Raw genomic sequence first — 23,433 nt, forward strand, 5'->3', positions numbered from 1 at the left:
GCACTAAGGTGTGCGGGTGACTTCCCCTCAGCGTGCCCCGGGCGGCTTCCCGGTGGTCGGCATCATCGGCGGCGGTCAGCTGGCCCGCATGTGCCAGCCTCCGGCGGTGAACCTCGCCCTCACCCTCAGCGTGTTGTCCGAGTCGGCCGACGCGGCAGCGGCGCTCGTCGTGCCGTCCGCGCCGGTCGGGTCGCATCTGGATGTCGAGCAGGTGCTCGCGTTCGCCGGCGACTGCGACGTGGTGACGTTCGACCACGAGCACGTCCCGGCCGAGGTGCTGCGGGCCCTGGTCGACGCCGGGGTGCCGGTGCACCCGAAGCCGGAAGCGCTGCGCTTCGCGCAGGACAAGCTGGCGATGCGCGAGCGGCTGACCGAGCTGGGCGTCCCATGCCCCGCCTGGGCGAAGGTGCATGACGAGGCGGAGCTGGCCGGTTTCGGTGACCGGCACGGCTGGCCGGTCGTGCTCAAGACGCCGCGTGGCGGGTATGACGGCAAGGGCGTGCGTCTCATCGACACGGCACAGGAGGCGGCCGACTGGTTCGCCCGCGGTGGCGAGCTGCTGGCCGAGGAGCGCGTGCCGTTCAGCCGTGAGCTCGCGGTGCTGGTCGCGCGCAGCCCCTCCGGGCAGGCGGCGGTCTGGCCGATCGCGCAGACGGTGCAGACGGACAACATCTGCACCGAGGTGCTCGCGCCTGCGCCCGAGCTGGACCCGGAACTGGCCGCGCGGGCGTCGCAGGACGCGCTGCGGCTCGCAGGCGAACTCGACATCACCGGAGTCTTCGCGGTCGAGATCTTCGAGATCCCCGGCGCCGACGGCACCGCGCCGTCATACGTCGTCAACGAGCTGGCGATGCGCCCCCACAACAGCGGCCACTGGACGATGGACGGCTCGGTCACCTCGCAGTTCGAGCAGCACCTGCGGGCGGTGCTCGACCTGCCGCTGGGCGATGTCAGCCCCCGCGCGCCGTGGACCGTGATGGGCAATGTGCTCGGCGGTGACTACGACGAGCTCTACCCGACCTACAAGCACCTGCTCGCCCGTGATCCTGGCTTGAAGGTGCATCTCTACGGCAAGGGTGTGCGGCCCGGCCGCAAGATCGGGCACGTCAATGTGTATGGCGACGACCTCGACGCGCTGCGCGAGCGCGCCAGGCACGCGGCCGACTATCTCGAAGGGACGGTGACCGAATGACTCCGGTTGTCGGCATTGTGATGGGCAGCAACTCCGACTGGCCGGTCATGCGCGCTGCGGCTGAAGCCCTCGACGAGTTCGGCGTCGGCTACGAGGCCGACGTAGTGTCGGCGCACCGGATGCCCACCGAGATGATCGCGTATGGCGAGCAGGCGGCCGGCCGAGGGATCCGGGTGATCATCGCCGGTGCCGGGGGAGCGGCCCACCTGCCGGGGATGCTCGCGTCGGTGACGACGCTGCCCGTGATCGGCGTGCCGGTGCCGCTGAAATACCTCGACGGCATGGACTCGCTGATGTCGATCGTGCAGATGCCGGCCGGTGTCCCGGTCGCGACGGTTTCGATCGGTGGCGCACGTAACGCAGGGCTGTTGGCCGCGCGCATCCTGGCGTCGGCGCCGGACGAGGAGGGCGAGCGGCTGCGTGCGGCGATGACCGATTTCCAGATCGAACTGCGCGATCAGGCGCACGCCAAGGGTGCGGCGTTGCGCGCCGAGGTGGCCGACACTCAGCACGCTGAATAGCTATATCCAGCAGTGCCTTCGGGCACCACGTCGCGATCGCGCAGGATGATCGACAGCTGACCGGACCGGGCACGACAGGACCGCGCGTAGGCGGCGCGACCGTTGTCGGTGTACTCGATCTCGATGACGTGTTTGCCGTATGCCGAGGTGTAGCGGCCACACTCGCCATACACCTCGCACTCCTCCGCGACGGCGAAGTCGAATCCGATCGACGATCGTCCTGCGGTCAGCAGTTGCGGTGTGTTCTTCTGCGCGATCGCCAGGCCGTCGGCATGAGCACGGTGCACCAGCAGCCGCGCGAAGGCGATGTTGCCGGAACGGGTAAGCACACCCGCACCTCCGGTGCGCGTCCAGGAGTCCAGGTTGTCCGGCTCCACCGCGTCGAATCCCTTGCGCGCACAACCGTCGAACCACCCTCCGACGACCTCGAGCAGGGCCGTGCGTTTGGCGGCGGTGGACGTGTCCAGGAGGTATTCGCCCGGCCAGTCCGGATCCTGTACCGGCCGACCTTGCTTGCGCACCAACAGGTTCGGATGCTTGACACGCCACCAGCGGCCGTCCTGCGGCTGCGTCTGGAACGCGTTGACGTAACAGATGTTGTAGATGCCCTTGAGCGGGTCGGCGGTGCGGTCGCGATCGACGATTCGGACATCACCGGCCGGCGGGTACGGGCCACCGAGCTGGTAGTCGAAGACGCCTGCAGGAGGAGGCTGTCGGACGGCCTCGGTGCCGGCGGAGGACCGCGTCGTACACGCGGTCGCGGTGACGGCGAGCAGGGTTGCGGCCAGACAGGACGCTGCCTGCCGGGACTGAATCACGTCAGCTGTCGGAGCCGAACAGGTCTCGGGTGTAGACCTTTTCGGCGACATCGGCCAGATCCTCGGTGCGCCGGTTGGCGACGATCAGGTCGGCCTCGCGCTTCAGCTCGTCCAGGTCGTGGGTGACCCGCGAGCCGAAGAACTCCTCGGCGTCCAGCTCGGGCTCGTAGACCAGCACGTCGACGCCCTTGGCCTTGATCCGCTTCATGATGCCCTGCACGCTGCTGGCGCGGAAGTTGTCCGAGCCCGACTTCATGATGAGCCGGTGGATGCCGACGACCTTCGGGCCGCGCTCCAGGATGTCGCTGGCGACGTAGTCCTTGCGGGTGGTGTTCGCCGAGACGATCGCGCTGATCAGCGTCTGCGGGACCTCTTGGTAGTTGGCCAGCAACTGCTTGGTGTCCTTGGGCAGGCAATAGCCGCCGTAGCCGAACGACGGGTTGTTGTAGTGGCGGCCGATGCGCGGGTCGAGGCCGACGCCCTCGATGATCTGCCGCGTGTCGAGCCCGTGCAGGGAGGCGAACGTGTCGAGCTCGTTGAAGTAGGCCACGCGCATCGCGAGGTAGGTGTTGGCGAACAGCTTGATCGCCTCGGCCTCGGTGGACTCGGTCAACAGCACGGGTGGGTCGTTGTCGTCCGCCGCCGCCACCAGCAGGTCGGCGAAGCGCCGTGCGCGGTCGCTGACCTCGCCCACGACGATGCGCGACGGGTGCAGATTGTCGTAGAGCGCCTTGCCCTCGCGGAGGAATTCCGGTGAGAACACGACGTTCTCGGTGCCCAACCGCTTGCGGACGTCGGCGGTGAAGCCGACCGGGACCGTCGATTTGACGATCATCGTGGCGGCCGGGTTGAGCGCTGCGACGTCCGATATGACGCCCTCGACGGTCGTGGTGTTGAAGTAATTGGTCTCCGGGTCGTAGTCGGTCGGCGTGGCGATGATGACGAAGTCAGCGCCGTCATACGCCTGCTGCTTGTCGAGGGTGAAGTCCAGCGACAGATCCGCGTTGGTCAGGTGGTCCTCGATCTCGGGATCGCTGATCGGACTGCGCTGCTGCTGCAGCATCGCGATCCGGTCGGCGTCGATGTCGAAAGCCACGACGTCGGCGACCGAGGCGAGCAGGACCGCCATCGAGAGCCCGACATAGCCGGTGCCGACTACGGTGATCCTGGTGCGCGTTGACATGGCGCTCACGGTACCGGCTGACCGGTCCCGCCAGATCCACAACCCGAGAGGACGATGCGAGGCGATGAGATTCGGACTGTTCATTCCACAGGGCTGGCGTTACGACCTGGTGGGCATCGACCCGGCGCAGCACTGGCAGGTGATGAGCGATCTCGTGCGGTGTGCCGACACGACGCCCGCCTGGGAGTCGGTCTGGGTCTACGACCACTTCCACACCACACCGAAGCCGTCGCACGAGGCGACGCACGAGGCGTGGTCACTGATGGCCGGCTTCGCGGCCGTCACCTCCCGGGTGCGGCTCGGCCAGATGTGCACCTGCATGAGTTACCGCGAACCCACTTACCTGGCGAAGGTCGCCGCGACGATCGACCACATCAGCGGCGGCCGCGTCGAGATGGGCATCGGCGGCGGCTGGTACGAGCAGGAATGGCGCGCCTACGGTTACGGATTCCCGCCGGCCGGCGAGCGCCTCGGCCGACTGCGGGAGGGTGTCGACATCTTCCGGCAGGCCTGGACGACCGGCTCGGCGACACTGGACGGGAAGTACTACCAGGTCGACGGGGCGCTCTGTCACCCGCAGCCGCTGCAGACCACGAGTGCCGCCAACCGGATCCCGATCTGGGTCGCGGGTGGTGGGCCGAAGGTCACCCTCAAGATCGCCGCGCAGTATGCCGACTACACCAACTACTTCGGTGACCCGGAACAGTTCGCGGAGAAGACCGAGATCCTGAAGGGGCACTGCCGGGATGTGGGCCGGGACTTCGACGAGATCACACTGACCGGCAACACCAACGTCGTCATCGCGGACAACGACGCCGAGCTCGACGACAAGCTGGGCGCCATCTCGGCGCGCATGGTGCAGGGCGGTATGTCGGACGCGGACGCCAGGGCGCACGTCGAGCGTTCGCTGCGCGACCAGGCGACTGTGGGCACCGCGGAGCAGGTCGCCGAGGCGTTGCGGTCGATGAAGGACGCCGGCTTGGGTTACACGATCACGTACTTCCCGGATGCGGCATACGACCGCGGCACGATGGAGCGTTTCGAGCGTGAGATCATCCCCGAACTGGCTGACTGAACCTTGTTACTGACGAGTAGGATCATCACGTGAGCTCATCAAAGGACGACCTGTACCCGCTGTTCGACATCTCCGAGGACCACGAGGCATTGCGCGAGGCCGTGCGTGCCGTGGCCGAGGACAAGATCGCCCCGCACGCCGCGGAGGTGGACGAGAAGAGCGAGTTCCCGCGCGCCGCGCTGGAGGCACTGGTCGCGTCCGACTTCCACGCGCCGCACATCGCCGAGGAGTATGACGGCGTCGGCGCCGACGCGCTCGCGACCTGCATCGTGATCGAGGAGGTCGCGCGTGTCTGCGCGTCCTCGTCGCTGATCCCCGCGGTCAACAAGCTCGGCTCGATGCCGGTCATCCTCGCGGCCAACGACGAGATCAAGAGCAAATACCTCCCGCCGGTGGCGCGCGGCGAGGCGATGTTCTCCTACGGCCTGTCCGAACGCGAAGCGGGTTCTGACACCGCGTCGATGCGCTGCAAGGCCACCGCCGATGGCGATGGCTTCATCCTCAACGGGCAGAAGTCCTGGATCACCAATGCGGGCGAGTCGGAGTTCTACACGGTGCTGGCCGTCACCGACCCCGACGGCGAACGCGGCCGCAACATCAGCGCATTCGTCGTCGAGAAGTCCGACGAGGGCTTCGGCTTCGGTGCGAAGGAGCGCAAGCTCGGCATCAAGGGCTCGCCCACGCGTGAGTTGCACTTCGACAACTGCCGTATCCCCGGCGACCGGATGATCGGCAAGCCCGGCGAGGGCCTGAAGATCGCGCTGCGCACACTCGACCACACTCGCGTCACCATCGGCGCCCAGGCCGTCGGCATCGCCCAGGGCGCGCTCGACTACGCGCTGGGTTACGTCAAGGAGCGCAAGCAGTTCGGCAAGGCGATCGCGGAGTTCCAGGGGCTGCAGTTCATGCTCGGCGACATGGCGATGAAGCTCGAGGCCGCCCGCCAGATGGTCTACGTGGCGGCAGCCAAGTCCGAGCGCGGTGACGCCGACCTGCCGTTCTTCGGTGCCGCAGCCAAGTGCTACGCCTCCGACGTCGCGATGGAGGTCACCACCGACGCCGTGCAACTGCTCGGCGGTGCCGGCTACGTCCAGGACCACCCGGTCGAGCGGATGATGCGCGACGCCAAGATCACTCAGATCTACGAAGGCACCAACCAGATCCAGCGCATGGTGATGGCGCGCCAGTTGCTCAAGAAGTAGCCGAACCCTGCCACCTGGATCGGGCGGCATACCTCGGCATTGAGGGGCGTACGGAATCACCCGGATTCCGTACGCCCCTCAGTGCGTTGGTATGCCGCTCGAGCGGCACACGTCGACGAAGCGCTGATCCGGCGCGCCCGCGTCAGCTACCCGTCGTCGGTGCGGTGACCGGCCGGTCGTTGTTGAGGTCGTCGAAGAGCTTGGTCGCGCGGGCCTTGTCCCACAGCACCGCCGACTCACCATCGGGGGCGAAGTAGTTGGGGTTGGCGACCGGCACCTGCACCGAGATACCGCCGTTGCTGATGCCCTTGAGCGCCCACATGATCTTCAGCGCCTGGATCGGTGACATGCCCTTGTTGACCGCGACGCCCTTGGCGCCGGCCGAACCGACGCTCTTCAGCTTCCATGGCAGCAGCAGGTTGGTCGGGCTGGCGATCTTCTTCATCAGCGCGGCGAGGAACTCCCGCTGGTGCTCCGCGCGCGCCAGGTCGCCGGTGGCGAAGGCGTGGCGGGACCGCACATAACCCAGGGCGTTCTTGCCGTCGAGGTTCTGGCAGCCCTTCTTGAGGTTGATGTGGGCGTCCTTGTCGTTGACATCCTGCTTGAGGCACATGCGCACGCCGCCGACGGAGTCGACGACGCCGGCGAACCCGCCGAAGCCGATCTCCATGTAGTTGTCGATGTGCAGCCCGGAGGCCTGCTCGACGGTCTGCACCAGCAGCTTCGGACCACCGATCGAGAACGACGAGTTGATCTTGCCCTGGCCGTGACCGGGGATGCTGACCCACGAGTCGCGCTGGAAGCTGACCAGCGTCGGCTTCCCGCTGTCGGGCATGTGCAGCACCATGATCGAGTCGGTGCGTGAGGTGCCGCCGCCGACGTTGCTGCCTCCGGTGCCCAGCTTCCGGCCGTCCTCGGCGGACAGTCCGGCGCGTGAGTCGGAGCCGACGAGCAGCACATTGGTGCCCTTGCCTCCGGCGGGGCGGTCACCGCTGGGGAACGCGTCGACCTTCTTGACGTGACCCCAGGCGGACAGCCCGGCCCAGATCAGCAGGGCGAGCCACAGGGCAATGATCAGCACGATGACCAGCAGCACCTTGGGCCACTTCCGCTTCCGGCGCGGAGGGTGGGCCGGCGGCGCCTGCCGTGGTCCCGGTCGCGGTCCGCGTGGACCGCCCGGTCCCGACTGCCGTGGGCCGGCCGGACCTCCGGACATGCCACGGTCCTGCGGATAGCCGCGCTGACCGGTCGGCATCATCCGGGTGGAGTCGCCGCCCGACGGCGGGGGAGCGGCTGCACTCCGAGGTGCGGTGCTCCGGCCACCAGCCTGCGGCGCGGGCCGCGAACCATCCGGACGGACCGGGATCTCCTGCGGCTCCTGCGCGGGCCGCCGGGGGCGGCGAGGCGCACTGCCACCCTTGCGGGTGTCGATGATCATCGGCTCGTCGTCGTCTGGCACCGCACGAGGGTAACGCGGATGGATGAGTGTGCCGTGTAATCTGCGACGCGTGCCAGCTCCCGAACCGCAACTGACCGATGGCGTTTCGGTGATCATGCCGATCCTCGACGAGGAGCGTCATCTGGCCGAGTCCGTGACCGCCATACTGCGGCAGGAGCTGCCGTGTCCGGTCGAGGTCATCCTCGCGCTCGGCCCTTCCTCGGACGGCACCGACGACGTCGCCGCGCGGCTTCGGGCAGCCGATGACCGTGTGAAACTTGTCACGAATCCCACCGGCCGCACCCCGGACGCCTTGAACGCCGCGATAGCGGCGGCGTCATATGACGTCATCGCCCGGGTCGACGGGCACGGCATCCTGTCGGCGGGCTATCTCGCCACCGCGATGCGAGTGCTGGACGAGACCGGCGCCGCCAACGTCGGCGGGATCATGGATGCCGAGGGCACCACCGACTTCGAGCGTGCGGTGGCCGTGGCGATGAAGTCGAAGATCGGTGTCGGCGGCGTGAAGTTCAAGCTGGGCGGGCAGCCGGGCCCGGCCGAGACCGTCTACCTCGGGGTGTTCCGACGCTCTTGGCTGCGCCGCGTCGGCGGCTACGACACCCGCTTCACCCGCGCGCAGGACTGGGAGATGAACTTCCGGATCCGCGCGGCCGGCGGCATCGTCTGGTTCACCCCCGAGCTGAAGGTGACCTACCGCCCGCGCGGTTCGTTCCGCACGCTGGCACGGCAGTACAAGCAGTACGGCCAGTGGCGACGGGTCGTCGCCAGGCAGCACAAGGGCTCGATCAACGCTCGCTATCTCGCGCCGCCCACCGCGCTCGCGGCGATCGCCGCGGGCACCGTCGGCGGGTTCCTGTGGCGTCCGCTGTGGCTGATCCCGGCGGGGTATGCCGGAGCGGTGACCGTCGGCGGGGCGATGATCTCGGCCGGGTCGACCCCGTCGGTCCGCTGCCGGATGCCGGCCGTCCTCGCCACCATGCACATGACGTGGGGCTACGGCTTCCTCACCAGCCGCATCCGGCTGTCCGGTGACGCGCCCCGCGCGCTCGAGGACCGACTCTCGGACGACTAGCTCAGCTCGGCGCCGGTCGCGGCGCGGACCTCGTCCTCGGTGACGTCGGGTGCGGTCTCGACGAGTTTGAGCCCGTCCGGTGTGACATCGATGACGGCGAGGTCGGTGATGATCCGCTGGACGACCTTCTGCCCGGTCAGCGGCAGGGTGCACTCGGTCACGATCTTGGGCGAGCCGTCCTTGGCGACGTGTTCCATCAGCACGATGACCTTGCGGGCGCCGTGGACCAGGTCCATCGCGCCGCCCATGCCCTTGATCATCTTGCCCGGGATCGTCCAGTTGGCGATGTCACCGGCGACCGAGACCTGCATCGCGCCCAGGATCGCCGCGTCGATCTTGCCGCCACGAATCATCCCGAAGCTGGTGGCCGAGTCGAAGACAGAGGCGCCCTTGCGCAGGGTGACGGTCTCCTTGCCGGCGTTGATCAGGTCGGGGTCGACCTTGTCGGCCTCGGGGTAGGCGCCGACGCCGAGCAGGCCGTTCTCGGACTGCAGGACGAGCTCGACGTCATCGGGCACGTAGTTGGGCACGAGGGTCGGCAGGCCAATGCCGAGGTTGACGTAGTCACCGTCGTGCAACTCCCGGGCCGCCCGTGCTGCCATGTCGTTGCGATTGAGCCCCATCAGTGGCCGTCCTTCGTGGTGGTCTTCTCGATGCGCTTGTCGGTCGCCTGCTCCGGGGTCAGCGCGACGACGCGGTGCACGTAGATGCCGGGCAGGTGGATCTCGTTCGGGTCGAGATCGCCCGGGTCGACGAGTTCCTCGACCTCCGCGATGGTGATCGTGCCGGACATCGCACACAGCGGGTTGAAGTTGCGGGCCGCCTGGTTGAAGACGAGGTTGCCGTGCCGGTCGCCCTTGGCAGCGCGCACCAGGCCGTAGTCGGCGACGATCGACTCCTCGAGCACGTAGGGCTTGGTGGTGCCGCGGAAGTCGAAGTCGCGGGTCTCCTTCGCGGGCGAGGCCAGCGCGACCGAGCCGTCGGCGGCATACCGCCACGGCATACCGCCGTCACCGATCTGGGTGCCGACACCGGTAGCCGTGTAGAACGCGGGGATGCCGGCGCCGCCGGCGCGCAGCTTCTCGGCGAGCGTGCCCTGCGGGGTCAGCTCGACCTCCAGCTCACCTTCGAGGTATTGCCGGGCGAATTCCTTGTTCTCGCCGACGTATGACGCGATGATGCGCCGAATCCGCTTGTCGCGCAGCAGGATCCCGAGCCCCCAGTCATCGACGCCACAGTTGTTGGAGATGACCTCCAGGTCCGTGGTGTCGGTCTGGTGCAGGGCTTGGATCAGCACGCTGGGAATGCCACACAGGCCGAAACCGCCGACGGCAAGAGATGCCCCGGACGGTATGTCGGCGACAGCTTCAGCTGCCGAGGAGACGACTTTGTCCATGTGACGGACATTACAAGACGCCGCCTAGAGCACGACGTCGACCGCCTCGGACGCACTCCTGGCCGAGCGGGCCTGCTCGTCGGCGCCGCGCACCACCAGCACAGAGCAGTCGTGGCCGATCAGCGCAGCGGTCACGGCCGGGACCCGCTCGGGTGCTGCGCCGTCCAGCAGCACCCGAGTGCCGGCGGGCACGTCCCGGGGAAGGCTGAGCCCGGCATACGTCGTCGGCCCGACCGGTGGCGGCATCGCATCCGACATCGCCTGCAAGGGGCTCGCTGCCAGTGCGGCCGCCGGCTCGATCAGGTCCGCGTCGACGTCCGGCTCGGTGTCGAGACTGACGCACGCATCGGCGTCGGCCTCCGTGGTGACTGTCAACCCACGGGTCCAAGCCGCGAGCGACCAGTAGATCGCTCGCCAGTGATCGGCCGGCAGGTCGAGCCGCACAAGGTCGCCGGGAGCCAGGGCCATCTCGGTCTCCAGCCAGTTCGCAGCCTTGGCAACCCAATTCGCCAGCGTCTTGCCCGACAGGTCGATGCGTTCGCCGGAACCGTCGTCATACCAGGTGAGCCGCGGGCGAGAGAGGTCACCGGCCAGCAGGGCTGCCCGAAGTTGATCAGAATTCACCTGATGAGCCTAGACGCGACACTTTCGCCACCTACCGTCGCGCGCATGAAGGACACCCCACGAAGTTCTCCGCCGCTTCGCTCCCCGGATACTTCGCACGGACCCCGCAAGAGGGTCCGTGTCGTCCTGCAGTCCCGGCTGTCCTCGTCCCGACTGCCCGGCAAGGCACTGCTCACCCTCGCCGGACGTCCGCTGGTCGTCCTCGCCGCGCAGCGAGCCGCCAACACCGGTCTGGACGTGGTCGTCGCGACCAGCGTCGAGCCGGAGGACGACGCGCTGGCGGACGCACTGGGGACAGCGGGCGTCGCGGTGTTCCGGGGCGACCTGCACAACACCCTGCATCGTTTCGTCGGCGCAACTGCGGACCTCGCCGACGACGACCTCGTCGTGCGGCTGACGGGTGACAACGTGGGCCCGGACGGCGCGTATGTCGAGGAACTCGTCGCGCGGATGCGCGATGCCGGACAGGACTACCTTCGCGTGACGACAGAGACGGTCTACGGGCTGGGCGCAGAGGTCTTCACCGCCCGGCTGCTGCGAGCGGCGGATGCGTCGGCGCAGGCGCCATACGACAGGGAGCACGTGACGCCGTGGATCCGGCGCCATACGGACGATTTCACTTGGGTGCCACCGGTTTCGGGCGCAGCGGGACGGGTGCGGTGCACGGTCGACACGCTGCTGGACTTCTCGATCGCAGCACGAGCGTTGAGCACCGTGCCCGACCCGGTGGGGGCGACCTGGCGGGAGATCCTCGGCGCGTGGGCCGCGGCCGGCGGGGCCGTGCCCGAGCCGCTGCCCGGCAGCCGGCCGAACTCGATCGGCCTCGGCCTCTGGGTCACCGGCGGCGACCTCGGGATCATGGAACCGTCGACGGCATCTCGGGTGCTGGAGCACGCGGCGTTGGCCGGCGCGTCCCACGTGTGGGTCACCGATCCGGAGAGTGCAGCCCGGGTCGGTCGGGCACTGGCGCACGGACTGAGCGAACGCATCGGCGTCGTCGCGGACCTGCCGGCCGGTGCAGCGCCCGCAGCGGACGCCGCGGTGTGGGAAACCCTTGCGCGACTGCGGGTCTCGGCACTCGACGCGGTTGTCGCGACCTCGCCGTCACACCTTGACGAGTCGGCAGAAGCCCTGCTGCGGCATCAGAAGGAAGGGCGGGTGCGAGTGCTCGGCTGTGCGGTGCGCGACGAGGACGAGCTCGTGGCGGCGCTCGACGACTCGAGGATCGGCCTCCTGGAGGTGCCGGCCGCACTGCTGAGCGCCGTGCCCTCGACCGTCAGGGACGACCGCCTGGTGATCGTGCGGTGCCACGAGCCGGCGATGGCGGCGCGGACCCTCGGACGCCCCGGAGTGACCGCTGTCGTCCTTGCCGCCGAGTCGTCGGACCAGGTCGCCGCTCAAGAGGTCGCTCTGCGCAGTCGGTGAGCAGGTCAGCCGGCGCGGCCGTCCCGGCCGACGAACATCGCCAGCAGGGCGTCGGCGACACGACGCCGGCCGTCCCCGTCGATGAGGCGCTGCCCTTTGAGGGCGAGTCCGGTTGCCCTGGGAGGGTTTTCGATGAGTGCAGCGAGTGCGCTCGTTGCTGCGGCAGTGTCGAACGAGGTCAGCTCGCCCAGACCGGTCGCTACCTCGGCCGCCAGGAGTGCGCGATAGCCGAGCCGCTGGTTGTCGACGACGCAGACCACCGCGGTCGGGACGCCCATGGCGAGCAGCTCCCACACAGTCGTCCCGGAGGCGCTGATCGTCAGGTCGCTCGCAGCGGCGAGGCCGGCCAGATCCGGCTGCGGAGGTATGACGCGCAGCCGCTGCTGCGACGACAGGCGCAGCGCGGCGAGACGGTCTGCCGTCCGCGGGTTCGACGACACCACCGTCACATCCAGCGCGGCATCGGTCGACAAGAGGGCCGGCACGACGACCGGCGCTGCACCGGCAGGGTCCGAGCCGCCGAAAACCGCCAGCACGGAACGAATTTCACTCAGTCGCCCCGGCGAGAGAAGGTCCGGCGCACGCCGTCGCTGCAGCACGGAGTCGCGCAGCAAGGTGAAGTCGGGACCGGTGAGGCACCGGGAGCCGGTCGGGCCGCCTTGGTGCGGCGTCGCGCCGAGGTTCTGGTCGACGTAAAGGTCGGCCTGTTGAGCAGCCCCGAACTCGCCGTCGACCAGGGCGAGCACGACATACCCGGCGGCACGGAGCGCACCGCCCAACGTCGGCGACAGGTGGTAGCCGTCGAGCACCACACCGACGAACTGTTCGTCGTCAGCCTGCCGCAGCTGGTCCGCCACTTCGCCGGTCGCAGGGAGTCGACGCAGCCCGCTCGCCTCGACCAGCCCGGTCAGCCAGTCGAGCCCATCGATGTCGCCCCAGAGCACGACGTCCAGGCCGCGCGCACGCAGCTCCTGACCGAGCGCGAGGCAGCGCACCACATGCCCCACGCCGATCTGTGGGGTGGCGTCGCACCGGATCGCAATACGTTCGGGAAAGGTTTCCGTAAATGTCATCGTGATGATGGTAGCCGCATCCTTTTCGGTGGGTATCGTCCCCGCTGCAAGAGTCGAACAATTCGCTGAAATTTCGTTGGTTTGGAGTTTGTACGTGACTGATTTGCAGGGTTCTTCGGTCCTGGTCACCGGTGGCACCGGGTCTTTCGGAAAGGCCTTCATCACCCGACTGCTGGAGGACCAGAAACCAAGCCGTGTCATCGTCTACTCACGCGACGAGTTGAAGCAATGGGAAGTTCGCCAGATGTTCAACGACGACCCCCGATTGCGTTGGTTCATCGGGGATGTGCGCGATCTGCCGCGGCTGCACCGAGCGATGCACGGGGTCGACTACGTGGTCCACGCCGCTGCACTGAAGCAGGTCGACACCGGTGAATACAACCCTTTCGAGTTCGTGAAGACGAATGTGCTCGGCTCGCAGAACGTCGTCGAGGCCGCCATTGACTCGGGTGTGAAAAAGGTCGTCGCACTCTCGACTGACAAGGCCTCGAGTCCGATCAACCTTTACGGGTCCACCAAGTTAACGGCAGACAAACTTTTCATCCTCGGCAATCATTATGCTGCGGCATACCCGACACGGTTCTCCGTGGTGCGGTATGGGAATGTCACCGGATCCCGTGGCTCGATCGTGCCGAAGTTCCGCGCTCTGCACGAAGCGGGCGAGTCCCTGCCGATCACCGACCTGCGCTGCACCCGCTTTCTGATCACGCTGCCGCAGGCCGTGCAGATGGTGCTGGACACCTTCGACATGATGCAGGGCGGCGAGCTGGTGGTGCCGCACATCGCGTCCCACAAGGTCACCGACCTCGCCCAGGCCATCGCTCCGGGAGCGCGGATGCACGACATCGGCCTGCGTCCGGGGGAGAAGCTGCACGAGGAGATGATCAGCCCCGAAGAGGGCCGCCGCGCGGTCGTCGTGCAGGACGGCAAGTACTTCGTGCTCGAGCCGGAGTTGGCCAGCTGGGGCTATCAGAAGATCACCGGCGCCACTCCCGTGCCGACCGGTTTCCATTGCTCGTCGGACAAGAACGACCTCTGGTACGACGCTGCCGACCTTCGTCGGGTGCTCGAGCTCGGGCCGGTCGGCCTGAAGTCCGTCGCACGCTAGGCGGCGGCCGGTGCTTCCTTACGGCCGACAGTCGATCGACGAGTCGGACATCGAAGCCGTCGCCGAGGTGTTGCGCGGCGACTGGCTGACGACGGGTCCTGCGGTGCAGGCGTTCGAGTGCGAGATCGGCTTGCTCGCAGGGACTTCCGAGCCCGCAGTCAGTGTCACGTCCGGCACGGCCGCGCTGCACACGGCATACGCCGGGCTCGGTGTCGGCCCCGGTGACGAGGTCATCACGACACCGTTGACGTTCTTCGCGACAGCGACGACCGCGATGTGGCAGGGCGCGCGCATCGTCTTCGCCGACATCAGCGAGGACACCGGCAACCTGGACCCGCTCGCGGTGAAGGACGCCATGACGACGCGGACCGCAGTCGTCGCCGGTGTGGACTTCGCCGGCCACCCGATCGACGCGACGGCGCTCAGCGAGGTCGCCCACGCGGGTGGAGCCCTGCTGCTGGAGGACGCGGCGCACTCGATCGCCGGAGTGTTGGACGGCGAGCCGGTCGGCTCGCTCGCCGACGTGACGACGTTCAGCTTCTTCCCGACGAAGAATCTCACCACTGCCGAAGGCGGCGCGCTGGTGTCATCGCACGTCGAGATCCTTGACCGGGCAAGGGATTTCAAGGGTATCGGCTACACGCGCGACCCGGCGAGATTGCGCTCGGAGGCGGACGGACCCTGGTATTACGAGGTGCAGTCGCTCGGCCTCAACTACCGGTTGCCGGACGTGCTGGCAGCGCTGGGGTCCAACCAGCTGAAACGGATCGAGGGGTTCAAGGCACGTCGTCGGGAGATCCACCACCGCTACAACGAGGGGCTCGCCGGCATCGACGCGCTCCGGCTGCCGGTGACCCGAGCCGGTGCCGACCCGATGTGGCACCTGTATCCGTTGCGGATCGTCGACGGTCGCCGCCGGCGACTCTTCGACCACCTGCGGTCGAACGGCATCGGCGTGCAGGTCAACTACCTGCCGGTGCACGTGCAGCCGATCTTCGCCGAACTCGGTTGGCGCCAGGGGCAGTTCCCGGTCGCGGAGACCTACTCCGAGCAGGAGATCAGCCTGCCGATGTTCCCCGGGCTGACGGACGCGGACGTCGACCGGGTGGTCGAGCTGGTTCGCGACTTCGTCGGCACCTGACACGATGCACCACGCCAATGCCTTCTACGGGCACGCAGCAGTGCTGGCGCGCTACTGCGGTCTCGACGACGTTCCACCGATCCACGGCTACCTGCAACACGGCTGGAACCTGCACCACGGCTTCGCGGTCGGCCACGACTTCATCCCGGGCGTGCCGAAGCTGGTGTGGTCCGAAGCCGTGCGCCGGCGTGGCTGGGCGATGGGTCTGCGCGACTACTGCGTGATCGGCTCACCATGGGCCTATCTGCTGGCGCAGCAAGCCGATTCGCCTCCGGAGGGCGTCGGCACGATCGTTTACCCCTTCCATGGCTGGGAGGGCCAGCAGATCGTGGGCGACCACGCGGCATACGCCGACGAGATCCGTGCGGTCGAGGGCGACGTACCGTTGACGATGTGCCTCTACTGGAACGACTTCGAAGACCCCCACATTCGGAAGGTGTATGACGACAAGGGGTTCCGCGTCATCAGCCACGGTCGGCGGGGCCACGGCAACGTCGGGGGCGACACCGATTTCCTGGACCGGCAACTCGCCGAGCTGCAGAGGCACCGGCGGGTGGTGTCCAACCGGCTCGGGTCGGCGTTGCTCTACGGCGCCGCGCTCGGCCGCGAGATCGGTGTCTACGGGGATCCGATGGTGCTCGAGAACGACCACGCGGTGTTGGGCGGTATGGCGCGCCAGCAACGTCTCTTCCCGCAGCTGCACCAGGAGGTGGTGCCGCCCGAAGTGGCAAAGCGGACAGCGCGTGTCGAGCTCGGCACGGACGTGTTGCTTCCGCCGGAACGATTGCGCGAAATGCTGGGCTGGCAGGTCACTCCCGTGCCCTGCCGCACGTGATGATCTCGTAGGAGAAGGTGTGCAGAACTATCAGCTCGACCCGTCATCAGGCACCCGTCTGATCGGCGGCGACATGCTCCTGTGGAGCGACGCGCATCCTGATGGTGCTGACGGCATCGGCAATCTGGGTGTGCTGACCGGCCTCATCGGCCGCTTCGCGCGCGACAGGCGGGCTCGCGTGTTGTTGCTCGGTCCGCGGGCGAGCCGGTTGGTCGGTTCGATCGACCCGGACGTCGACGTCGAGTTGGTGGTCCGTTCCCTGCCGGACGCGCGCGAGCTGGCGAGCGAGGCACAGCTGCGCCGCTCGATGGTGTTGTGGTGTGGCGGTGTCGACCGTTTCGCTCCCACAAGCCAGTTCGACCTGGTGATCGCGCTCGACGGTCCGGATCGGCTGCTGACCCCGGACTCCCCGGGTGCGCACGACCTTGACATGTTGCAGCTGATCTCCGAATGGGTCGCACCGGCGGGCACTCTCGTCGCCCAGGTGCACAACGGACTCGGCCTGGCCTCGGTGCTCGACCTGCCGCTGCAGGAGTTGCGCCCGGAAGACCGGGACCTGGCGCAGGACGCCGGTCTCACCCGGCAGCAGCTGCGCGAGAAGCTGCGCGACGAGCGCCATGTCGGCGAGAACACCAACGACCGGTGGTGGCAGGGCGCGGACGGTTTCGCCGACCGCCGGCCCTATCGCGCCGAGCTGGCTGGTGCGCTGGATCGCCTGCCGGTGCAGTTGGAGACCCTCTACGGTGTCTACCCCGAGTCGGACCACCCTGCGCTGCTGGTGCGAGCGGACAACCCGCACCAGGAGTTGGCCCGCGCGGTCGCGACACGGCTGCAGTCGGACCTGTCGTCGACCCGTGCCGCCCTCATCGACCCGCAGGCGATGGTGCCCCAGATCTTCGACGCCGGGCTGCAGATCGACCTGGCGCCAGGGTGGCTGGTCGTCGCGCGTCGTGACGACGCACCGCAGGTTCCGACCCCCGCACTCGTGTGGGGCGACCTGGAGCTGGACCCGCAATGGGCCACCACCGTCGAGGTGGCGGTCGACGGCAGCCTCACCGCCAGCCGTGGCGGCGAGATGCTCGAAGGGCGACTGCAACGCGACTTCGGCCGCCTGCGGGTGCTGCCGGAAGCCGGCGAATCACTCGAGGGTCAGCTGCGTGACGCACTCGCGTCGGCCGACCTGACCCGCATCCGGCGCAGCGTTCGTCGGTATGCCGAGTGGCTGACCAGTGACGAGATCAGAGACGGGCAAAGGGTTTTCGCAACGCCGGAGAACGTCGTCGCCACCCCTGACGGCCACTTCCGGTTGCTGGATGAGTCGTGGGAATGGCTCGGCACACTGGAGTCGCGGACCGTCGTCATACGCAACCTGCGGCACTTCGCCAAACGCGTGCTGCGCGCGCGGGTCCGTCACCCGTGGCGTGCGGAGATCTCGCCGGACCAACTGACCGAGACGCTGGCGGTGATGAGCGGGCTCGAGCCCGACCCGCACGACCTGGTGGTCGTGGCGGAGTGGGAGGTCGACCTGGCCGCGTTGCTGGGCGCGGCAGAAGCGGACCGAGAGGCGCGGCTGACCGATGAGATCAGCTCCGGCGCTTCACAATTCACCGCCACCGGCGGCCCCGCGCGCGGCTATCGCGAGACCGTGCAGCAGCTGACCCGGATGTCCAACTCGCTGGAGGTCCGACAGGGTCAGATCGACTGGCTGGAGGCCGCCCTGCGGATGCGGGAGCGCCGGCTGGAGGAGACCGAGCGAACCCTCGGTCGGGTGCGCGAGTCGGCGTCGTTCAAGATCGGTCGGACGATGACTGCTCCCGGCCGGCGGGTGCTGCGATCGTCCCAGCGTGCGTCGCTGCGACTGGTCCCGCCGGAGCTGCTGGGCAAGCTGGAGAACTTCGCCCGCCGCAACCTGAAGTAGCCCACAACCTGCAAGCCCGCCCGCGGCGGGGACCCGGTCATGTGGTGGCGAGGTCCCCGTCGCGGCTGGACACCGCACTGTCGTCGGTCTGCTCGTCGTCGGTCGGCAGATGGTCCAGCGGCTGCTCGTCGGGGTCGGCCACGGCGGCCGAGTGCTCCTCGGTCGCAGCGGTACGACGCAATGCCTGGGTCCAGCCGAACTCCTGGCGCACCTCCGCGGGACTGAGCACGACGTCCATACCGAGCTCCTCGCGGGTCAGCTCCCAGGCGACGTCGCGCGGCACGAAGGGCTGGTGCATCTCCGGCCAGAAGCGCAGCGGCTTGGTCTGGCCGCCGAGCTGGGATCGCTCTGCTTCCAACAACATCGGGTCGCCGTAGATGCCGATGTCGGCGCCCACCGACGCGCCGTAGAACAGCGCCGAGCCGATCCGGTTGGACACCACACGCTTGTGCCGGCGCAGCTCGTCGAGCTGCTTGTAGAGGAACTCGGTGTCGGTGCCCTTCCAGAGGTAGCCCCGGTAGCCGTGGGTGATCACCCGCAGGCCCGCGTCCTCGTAGACGCGCCGGACGTTCTTGTCCTGATACTCGTTCCAGTAGAGGCAGATCGTGATCGGGACGTCGCCCTCGACCTCGCGGATCTGCTCGATGTAGCGGTCGTGGCTGCCCAGGACCTGTTGCTGCTCCCAGCCGTGGAACGGGTAGACGATCGTGCCTTCCCGCTCCACGCTGGTCGCGGCCCACTCGTCCTGCTTCTCGAGGTCGAGCAGGTAGGCCCACGGAGCGCCGACCACGACGTAGTCGCGCAATCCCGTCGCCCAGCCCCGACGGGCGCACGCCTGCGACCACACGAGTTTGGCGAAGCCGTCGGTGAACTGCGTGCCGGGTGCGAAGCCGTCGTGTGTGTTCCAACCGTGCTGCAAGTAGCCCCAGATGCGAGGAACCTCAGCGAGTTCCGCGTAGCGCGCCATCACGTGGGCGTGGCCGTAGTAGTGATTCGCTGTGTGCATCAGATGATGTCCCAGGACAGCGCGGTGCCACGGCTGACGTCCTGCGTGAAGGTGCGGCCCTCGACCACGCCGAAGAGGTCGGTCGGCAGCCCGCCCGCCGGACGGATCGAGCGGACGTTCTCCGCGGTCACCGGGTCGCCTGCACGCGCGTCCTGCACGACATACAAGGAACGGCGGAAGCGCAGACCCTCGCGCTCGCCGGTCGTGGCCCCGATCCGTGGCTTCCCCAAGCATTGCCAAGCGACCTCGGACTCCCTTGCCAGCGAGGCGAGTTCGGCCGGTTCGAGTGAGAACGACGAGTCGACGCCGCCACCTTCGCGGGCCAGCGTCACGTGCTTCTCGACGACGACCGCGCCCAGTGCCACAGCCGCCAGTGGGGCGCCGATCCCGGGCGTGTGGTCCGACAGGCCGATGTGCGTGCCGAAGGCGTCACGGAGCACGGGTATGCCGCGCAGGTTGGACTCCTCGGGGTTCGCCGGGTAATCGGCAGTGCAGGACAGCACGACGATCTGGTCGTTGCCGGTGCTGCGTGCAGCCGAGACCGCAGCGTCGATCTCGCTGATCGATGCCATCCCGGTCGAGATGATCATCGGCTTGCCCTTGCTCGCGGCGAGCCGGACCAGCGGCAGGTCGACGATCTCCGACGACGCGATCTTGTATGCGGGGGTGTCCAGCGACTCGAGCAGATCGACGGCGGTCGGGTCGAAGGGGGAGGAGAAGCAGGCCAGGCCGAGCGAGTTCGCGAGCTCGAAGATCGGCGTGTGCCACTCCCAGGGTGTGTGCGCCTCCTGGTAGAGGTCCCACAACGTGCGACCGCCCCACAGCTCGTGGCCGTCGGACAACCGGAAGTCGGGTGCATCGGAGTCGATGGTGATCGTCTCGGGCTTGTAGGTCTGCAGCTTGACCGCTTGCGCGCCCGCATCCGCAACCATCCGAACGATGTCCAGCGCCTTGTCGAGCGATCCGTCGTGATTGCCCGACACCTCCGCGATGATGAACGGCCGGTGACCCGGTCCGATCGTGTGCTTGCCGATCGTGATGTCGACCGGATCATTCATGCGGCTGCCTCCTGCGGCGGATCGTGTGCACCGTGACGGAGCGCCCGTCGACGATGCGTTCGGTGGCATCGATCTCCTCGAAGCCGTTGCGGGCGTTCATCGAACGCACCGCCTCGTTGGCGTCCAGCACCTCGCCGTACAACTCCTGCAGGTCGAGTTCGCCGAACGCGAGCTTGATCGCCTCCCGCTGGATCTTGATCCACGCGGGCAGCAATTGGCCGCGTTCCTGCAGCCCCTCGTTGTCGAGGTAATAGCCCCACATCGCTGTCCGTGCGTCGTCGTCGATGTCGAAATAGGTCACCACACCCGCGGGAACGCCCGCGAAATCGAAGATGAACACTCGACGAACAGCGTTGCCATACAAGGATTCCCAGTAGGTTTCGTGCTCTTCGCGGGTGATGATGTTCTGTGTCAGGGAGACCGCACGGACCTGCGGATGGTTCCGCCAGATGCGTATGGACTCCTTGTCGGCGTCAGTGGCCGGCCGCAGCATTCAGGCCCCTCGTCGTCGGTCGAAGTGAATGGTCGAAATTGTCATCGCCGCGAACGTAGGCGATGCGAGCAACGCAGAGGACAACAACTGGTGAACACCGATGGAGGGCCGATGTCCGGACTGAGCCGTGACCACGTGCGCACGATGATGGGTGAGGTTCTCGCCGCACAGGGCAAGCAGCTGCCGGCCGATGACAGCACCCGGTTGGACGGGATCGGCTTCCGGTCGCTCGACTTCTCCGAGCTGGCGCTGCGCGTCGAGGACGAGCTCGACACCGAGCTGAACTTCGACGCACCCGAGCTGCGTTCGGTCGAGACCGTCGGCGACGTCCTGGACTTCATCGACCAGCTGCAACCCACCGCGTGAGTGCACCTTGCGGCGCGGGCAACCGCATCGTCACCACCGGGTATGTCGGCACGTGGGCGGACCTGCCCGCATGGCCGGACCTGCCGGCGGCAGCCGCGGTCCTCGCCGAGGACAACACCGATGCGGTGCGTGCGGTCTGGCAGCACGTCATGGACGGCGATCGGGAGACCCTGATCAGCACCGCCCGGCGCGTCGACGCCACACAGGCAGAGGGTTTCCGCAGCGCCGGGCTGGCCGTCGCGCAGGGGGACCGTGTGGAGGCCCCGTCCACTGAGCACGCGGTCGATGCGGGGCGTCTCTGGTTGCTGACCAGCGGATCGACAGGGCGGCCGAAACAGGTTGCCCACACCTTGGATTCGCTCACCACGGTCAGTGGTGAGCAGCCGTCGCGTACCTGGCTGTGCCCGTACGCGACGGGTGCGTACGCATGGTGGCAGGTGGTCTCGCTGTCGCTCGCACTACCCGGGCAGGACATCGTCTTCATCGAGCCCGACCAGATCGACAGCTGGCCGCAACTGGCGATGGAACACGGCGTGACCGCGGCGTCCGGGACACCCACCTTCTGGCGACAGGCGATGTGGCGTTCCGGCGCCACCGTCGCGCAGTTGCCGCTCGAGCAGATCACCCTCGGCGGCGAGCCCGTCGACCAGGGCATCCTCGACCGGTTGCGCGAGGTCTTCCCGGCCGCCCGGATCTCCTGGATCTACGCATCCTCCGAGGCCGGCGCCGCGATCGCGGTCCACGACGGCCGGGCCGGGTTCCCCCGTGCCTGGCTCGACCGGGAGACCCCGGAGCGTCCGACCCTTCGTGTCGAGGGCGACGAGCTCGTCATCGCCTCGCCGCACGCCGCGGAGGGGATGCCTTCCCTCATACACACCGGTGACCGGGTCGAGTTGAGCGACGACCGCGTCGCGATCGTGGGGCGGCTCGCGTCCGACGAGATCAACGTGGGTGGTTCGAAGGCGTCCGGCTCGTCCGTGCGGCGCAGGCTGTTGGACCACCCCGACGTCGTGTGGGCCGCCGTACGCGGCCGCAAGGCGCCGCTGGTCGGCCAGGTCGTCGTCGCCGACGTCGTGCTGGCCGGTGACGCCACCGTGACGACCGGCGACCTGACGAGCTGGTGCGCCGAGCAACTGCCCGACTACGCCGTGCCGCGCCGGGTGCGCGTGCTGCCCGAGATCCCGATCAAGGAGAGCTTGAAGAGCGATGTCTGACCCTGTTTCGACCCAGGACCCGATCCCCGCAGCCTCGTGCGTGCTGATCACCGGCGGCACCAAGGGCCTCGGCCTCGAGCTGGTCAGGGACACCCTGCAACGCGGCGCGAAGGTGGCGACGTTCTCCCGCAAGCTGACGCCCGAGATCGAGCAGCTGCAGCAGGAGTATGACGGCAGGCTCTTCGCCGCACCGGTCGACATCAACGACCAGGACGGCGTGAAGCGCTTCTTCAAGGACGCCTCGGCGGTCCTCGGGCCGATCGACTCGTTGGTGAACAACGCTGCCATGGGCCAGGATTCGATGCATCTGCACACGTCACCAGAGCAGATCGCGCGGATTGTGCAGACCAACCTGACGGCGCCGCTGGTGCTGACCCGAGCCTTCATCCGGCACGCGATGGCCAAGACCGGCCGCGGACGGATCGTCATGATCACGTCGGTCTGCGCGCAGCGCGGCTACTCCGGACTGGTGACATACGCCGCGACCAAGGGCGGCCTCGACGCCGCGATGCGCACGCTCGCACGCGAGATGCACGGTCGCTTCCTGGTCAACTCGGTCGCGCCCGGTTTTTTCGCCTCCGACATGTCATCGGTGCTCGGCACCGAGCAACTGTCGACGATCGCGCGGCGCACACCGTCCGGCCGGATGGTGACGCCCGCCAACATCGCACCGGTCGTGCGGTCGCTGCTGTTCGACGACACGAACCTCAACGGGCAGGTCATCACCATCGACGGCGGCAGCTCGATCTGAGACACGGATGCCCACCTCAGGATCGACCTCGACCGACACCGAGCTGCTCGCCCGGTACGCCGTGCCCGAACTCCTCGAACTCGGCGCGGGCGCCGCGGTGCGCGCGACCGGATCGGGGGTGCGGTCGTACCTCGCGGACGGTAGGGGAGTCGCGTGGCACGTACCCGACACCCTCAGCGGTCGAGCAGCGATCGACGCCGAGCTGAGTGCGCAACGGGTCACCGGAAGCCTGGCCCGACGAGCCGGCAGCACGGATCCGGCCGTCGTGTGGCCACGGTGGATCCAGTGTGAGGTGACCGCGAAACTGCTCGGCCTGCCGGTGCTTTCGTGGCTGGGCTGGCCCGGGCTGATCGTGCCCGGCGACCTCGCCCGCCAGGTGCGCGTCGCGTTCGTCCCGGTCCGTGACGTGCTCGTCTGCTGCGGCCTGCGCGCGCAGCACTGACGACCGGCGGCCGTGCGATCAATGATCCCGGCGGACGGGTCCACGCGGCCCGCCGGATCTG

Annotated in this window: 24 protein-coding genes; 14 read left to right on the forward strand and 10 right to left on the reverse strand. The window is 68.1% G+C overall.

The features are described 5' to 3' along the window. Window positions 1-16 precede the first annotated feature (16 nt). Window positions 17-1,192 carry a 5-(carboxyamino)imidazole ribonucleotide synthase gene (locus IEX71_RS15880; protein ID WP_188838034.1) on the forward strand — a complete coding sequence of 392 codons (1,176 nt, stop codon included), beginning with the start codon at window positions 17-19 and terminating at the stop codon, window positions 1,190-1,192. Then, the gene (gene purE / locus IEX71_RS15885) at window positions 1,189-1,713 is read left to right on the forward strand and encodes a 5-(carboxyamino)imidazole ribonucleotide mutase (protein ID WP_188838035.1); all 525 of its coding nucleotides are present in this window, start codon (window positions 1,189-1,191) and stop codon (window positions 1,711-1,713) included. The genes IEX71_RS15880 and purE overlap by 4 nt, the downstream gene beginning before the upstream one ends. Here the strand turns inward: purE and IEX71_RS15890 are convergent. Both IEX71_RS15890 and IEX71_RS15895 read right to left on the reverse strand, forming a co-directional pair. Further along, window positions 1,698-2,531 carry an endo alpha-1,4 polygalactosaminidase gene (locus IEX71_RS15890; protein ID WP_229749794.1) on the reverse strand — a complete coding sequence of 278 codons (834 nt, stop codon included), beginning with the start codon at window positions 2,529-2,531 and terminating at the stop codon, window positions 1,698-1,700. The genes purE and IEX71_RS15890 overlap by 16 nt on opposite strands. A 1-nt stretch (window position 2,532) precedes the next feature. Next, window positions 2,533-3,714: a nucleotide sugar dehydrogenase gene (locus IEX71_RS15895; protein ID WP_188838037.1), complete on the reverse strand. Its 1,182-nt coding sequence runs from the start codon at window positions 3,712-3,714 to the stop codon at window positions 2,533-2,535. 64 nt (window positions 3,715-3,778) lie between these two features. Between IEX71_RS15895 and IEX71_RS15900 the strand changes: the two genes are divergently transcribed. Together IEX71_RS15900 and IEX71_RS15905 are read left to right on the forward strand one after the other, a co-directional pair. Then, complete coding sequence (locus IEX71_RS15900) at window positions 3,779-4,789, forward strand: LLM class F420-dependent oxidoreductase (protein WP_188838038.1); 1,011 nt, start codon at window positions 3,779-3,781, stop codon at window positions 4,787-4,789. A 29-nt stretch (window positions 4,790-4,818) separates the two neighbouring features. Continuing rightward, window positions 4,819-5,991 carry an acyl-CoA dehydrogenase family protein gene (locus IEX71_RS15905; RefSeq protein ID WP_188838039.1) on the forward strand — a complete coding sequence of 391 codons (1,173 nt, stop codon included), beginning with the start codon at window positions 4,819-4,821 and terminating at the stop codon, window positions 5,989-5,991. A 142-nt stretch (window positions 5,992-6,133) separates the two neighbouring features. On the opposite strand, the gene IEX71_RS15910 is transcribed toward IEX71_RS15905, so the two are convergent. Then, window positions 6,134-7,450 carry an LCP family protein gene (locus IEX71_RS15910; RefSeq protein ID WP_229749795.1) on the reverse strand — a complete coding sequence of 439 codons (1,317 nt, stop codon included), beginning with the start codon at window positions 7,448-7,450 and terminating at the stop codon, window positions 6,134-6,136. 49 nt (window positions 7,451-7,499) lie between these two features. Here IEX71_RS15910 and IEX71_RS15915 point away from each other — a divergent pair, with 49 nt between their 5' ends. Beyond that, entirely contained in the window at window positions 7,500-8,522 is a 1,023-nt protein-coding gene (locus tag IEX71_RS15915) for a glycosyltransferase family 2 protein (protein WP_373284650.1), read from the forward strand. On the opposite strand, the gene IEX71_RS15920 is transcribed toward IEX71_RS15915, so the two are convergent. The 3 genes from IEX71_RS15920 to IEX71_RS15930 are packed head-to-tail and all read right to left on the reverse strand — an operon-like array spanning window position 8,519 to window position 10,542. Continuing rightward, window positions 8,519-9,145 (reverse strand): CoA transferase subunit B, encoded by a 627-nt coding sequence (locus IEX71_RS15920; RefSeq protein WP_188838040.1) that lies wholly within the window; start codon window positions 9,143-9,145, stop codon window positions 8,519-8,521. The genes IEX71_RS15915 and IEX71_RS15920 overlap by 4 nt on opposite strands. After that, complete coding sequence (locus IEX71_RS15925) at window positions 9,145-9,918, reverse strand: CoA transferase subunit A (RefSeq protein WP_188838041.1); 774 nt, start codon at window positions 9,916-9,918, stop codon at window positions 9,145-9,147. Before IEX71_RS15925 ends, IEX71_RS15920 begins: the two co-directional genes overlap by 1 nt. A 24-nt stretch (window positions 9,919-9,942) precedes the next feature. Continuing rightward, window positions 9,943-10,542, reverse strand: coding sequence for a TIGR03089 family protein (locus IEX71_RS15930; RefSeq protein WP_188838042.1), 600 nt, complete (start codon window positions 10,540-10,542; stop codon window positions 9,943-9,945). Window positions 10,543-10,587: 45 nt separating this feature from the next. Here IEX71_RS15930 and IEX71_RS15935 point away from each other — a divergent pair, with 45 nt between their 5' ends. Further along, on the forward strand, window positions 10,588-11,967 hold the full coding sequence (locus IEX71_RS15935) for a cytidylyltransferase domain-containing protein (RefSeq protein ID WP_188838043.1): 1,380 nt from the start codon (window positions 10,588-10,590) through the stop codon (window positions 11,965-11,967). Window positions 11,968-11,972: 5 nt separating this feature from the next. On the opposite strand, the gene IEX71_RS15940 is transcribed toward IEX71_RS15935, so the two are convergent. Further along, window positions 11,973-13,040 (reverse strand): PseG/SpsG family protein, encoded by a 1,068-nt coding sequence (locus IEX71_RS15940; RefSeq protein WP_188838044.1) that lies wholly within the window; start codon window positions 13,038-13,040, stop codon window positions 11,973-11,975. A gap of 94 nt (window positions 13,041-13,134) precedes the next feature. Between IEX71_RS15940 and pseB the strand changes: the two genes are divergently transcribed. From pseB to IEX71_RS15960, 4 genes are read left to right on the forward strand one after another with little or no spacing between them, the layout of a single operon-like run. Then, the gene (pseB, locus tag IEX71_RS15945) at window positions 13,135-14,148 is read left to right on the forward strand and encodes a UDP-N-acetylglucosamine 4,6-dehydratase (inverting) (RefSeq protein WP_188838045.1); all 1,014 of its coding nucleotides are present in this window, start codon (window positions 13,135-13,137) and stop codon (window positions 14,146-14,148) included. A 10-nt stretch (window positions 14,149-14,158) separates the two neighbouring features. Continuing rightward, window positions 14,159-15,289, forward strand: coding sequence for a DegT/DnrJ/EryC1/StrS family aminotransferase (locus tag IEX71_RS15950; RefSeq protein ID WP_188838046.1), 1,131 nt, complete (start codon window positions 14,159-14,161; stop codon window positions 15,287-15,289). A 4-nt stretch (window positions 15,290-15,293) separates the two neighbouring features. Then, the gene (locus tag IEX71_RS15955) at window positions 15,294-16,124 is read left to right on the forward strand and encodes a hypothetical protein (RefSeq protein WP_188838047.1); all 831 of its coding nucleotides are present in this window, start codon (window positions 15,294-15,296) and stop codon (window positions 16,122-16,124) included. 19 nt (window positions 16,125-16,143) lie between these two features. After that, window positions 16,144-18,042, forward strand: a complete 1,899-nt coding sequence (locus tag IEX71_RS15960) for a hypothetical protein (protein ID WP_188838048.1) — start codon at window positions 16,144-16,146, stop codon at window positions 18,040-18,042. Between the two features lie 37 nt (window positions 18,043-18,079). On the opposite strand, the gene IEX71_RS15965 is transcribed toward IEX71_RS15960, so the two are convergent. From IEX71_RS15965 to IEX71_RS15975, 3 genes are read right to left on the reverse strand one after another with little or no spacing between them, the layout of a single operon-like run. Beyond that, window positions 18,080-19,048 (reverse strand): hypothetical protein, encoded by a 969-nt coding sequence (locus IEX71_RS15965; protein WP_229749796.1) that lies wholly within the window; start codon window positions 19,046-19,048, stop codon window positions 18,080-18,082. Next, window positions 19,048-20,106 carry a pseudaminic acid synthase gene (pseI, locus tag IEX71_RS15970; RefSeq protein WP_188838049.1) on the reverse strand — a complete coding sequence of 353 codons (1,059 nt, stop codon included), beginning with the start codon at window positions 20,104-20,106 and terminating at the stop codon, window positions 19,048-19,050. The genes IEX71_RS15965 and pseI overlap by 1 nt, the downstream gene beginning before the upstream one ends. After that, window positions 20,099-20,599: a GNAT family N-acetyltransferase gene (locus IEX71_RS15975; RefSeq protein WP_188838050.1), complete on the reverse strand. Its 501-nt coding sequence runs from the start codon at window positions 20,597-20,599 to the stop codon at window positions 20,099-20,101. The genes pseI and IEX71_RS15975 overlap by 8 nt, the downstream gene beginning before the upstream one ends. Before the next feature lie 111 nt (window positions 20,600-20,710). Between IEX71_RS15975 and IEX71_RS15980 the strand changes: the two genes are divergently transcribed. Genes IEX71_RS15980 through IEX71_RS15995 form a run of 4 tightly spaced genes read left to right on the forward strand, consistent with a single transcriptional unit; the run spans window position 20,711 to window position 23,372 of the window. After that, window positions 20,711-20,965, forward strand: coding sequence for an acyl carrier protein (locus IEX71_RS15980; protein ID WP_188838051.1), 255 nt, complete (start codon window positions 20,711-20,713; stop codon window positions 20,963-20,965). Beyond that, entirely contained in the window at window positions 20,962-22,179 is a 1,218-nt protein-coding gene (locus tag IEX71_RS15985; protein ID WP_188838052.1) for an AMP-binding protein, read from the forward strand. Before IEX71_RS15980 ends, IEX71_RS15985 begins: the two co-directional genes overlap by 4 nt. Then, window positions 22,172-22,930, forward strand: coding sequence for an SDR family NAD(P)-dependent oxidoreductase (locus IEX71_RS15990; RefSeq protein ID WP_188838053.1), 759 nt, complete (start codon window positions 22,172-22,174; stop codon window positions 22,928-22,930). Before IEX71_RS15985 ends, IEX71_RS15990 begins: the two co-directional genes overlap by 8 nt. 7 nt (window positions 22,931-22,937) lie before the next feature. After that, entirely contained in the window at window positions 22,938-23,372 is a 435-nt protein-coding gene (locus IEX71_RS15995) for a hypothetical protein (RefSeq protein ID WP_188838054.1), read from the forward strand. Window positions 23,373-23,433: the final 61 nt, after the last annotated feature.

It is taken from the genome of Flexivirga endophytica (genome assembly GCF_014640635.1).
Classification (GTDB): domain Bacteria; phylum Actinomycetota; class Actinomycetes; order Actinomycetales; family Dermatophilaceae; genus Flexivirga; species Flexivirga endophytica.

Coding starts and splice junctions, on each gene's coding strand:
- purE (WP_188838035.1), top strand. CDS start 1,189: ATGACTCCGGTTGTCGGCATTGTGATGGGCAGCAACTCCGACTGGCCG.
- IEX71_RS15895 (WP_188838037.1), bottom strand. CDS start 3,714: ATGTCAACGCGCACCAGGATCACCGTAGTCGGCACCGGCTATGTCGGG.
- IEX71_RS15900 (WP_188838038.1), top strand. CDS start 3,779: ATGAGATTCGGACTGTTCATTCCACAGGGCTGGCGTTACGACCTGGTG.
- IEX71_RS15920 (WP_188838040.1), bottom strand. CDS start 9,145: ATGGGGCTCAATCGCAACGACATGGCAGCACGGGCGGCCCGGGAGTTG.
- IEX71_RS15925 (WP_188838041.1), bottom strand. CDS start 9,918: ATGGACAAAGTCGTCTCCTCGGCAGCTGAAGCTGTCGCCGACATACCG.
- IEX71_RS15935 (WP_188838043.1), top strand. CDS start 10,588: ATGAAGGACACCCCACGAAGTTCTCCGCCGCTTCGCTCCCCGGATACT.
- IEX71_RS15940 (WP_188838044.1), bottom strand. CDS start 13,040: ATGACATTTACGGAAACCTTTCCCGAACGTATTGCGATCCGGTGCGAC.
- IEX71_RS15955 (WP_188838047.1), top strand. CDS start 15,294: ATGCACCACGCCAATGCCTTCTACGGGCACGCAGCAGTGCTGGCGCGC.
- IEX71_RS15965 (WP_229749796.1), bottom strand. CDS start 19,048: ATGCACACAGCGAATCACTACTACGGCCACGCCCACGTGATGGCGCGC.
- pseI (WP_188838049.1), bottom strand. CDS start 20,106: ATGAATGATCCGGTCGACATCACGATCGGCAAGCACACGATCGGACCG.
- IEX71_RS15975 (WP_188838050.1), bottom strand. CDS start 20,599: ATGCTGCGGCCGGCCACTGACGCCGACAAGGAGTCCATACGCATCTGG.
- IEX71_RS15980 (WP_188838051.1), top strand. CDS start 20,711: ATGTCCGGACTGAGCCGTGACCACGTGCGCACGATGATGGGTGAGGTT.
- IEX71_RS15990 (WP_188838053.1), top strand. CDS start 22,172: ATGTCTGACCCTGTTTCGACCCAGGACCCGATCCCCGCAGCCTCGTGC.
- IEX71_RS15995 (WP_188838054.1), top strand. CDS start 22,938: ATGCCCACCTCAGGATCGACCTCGACCGACACCGAGCTGCTCGCCCGG.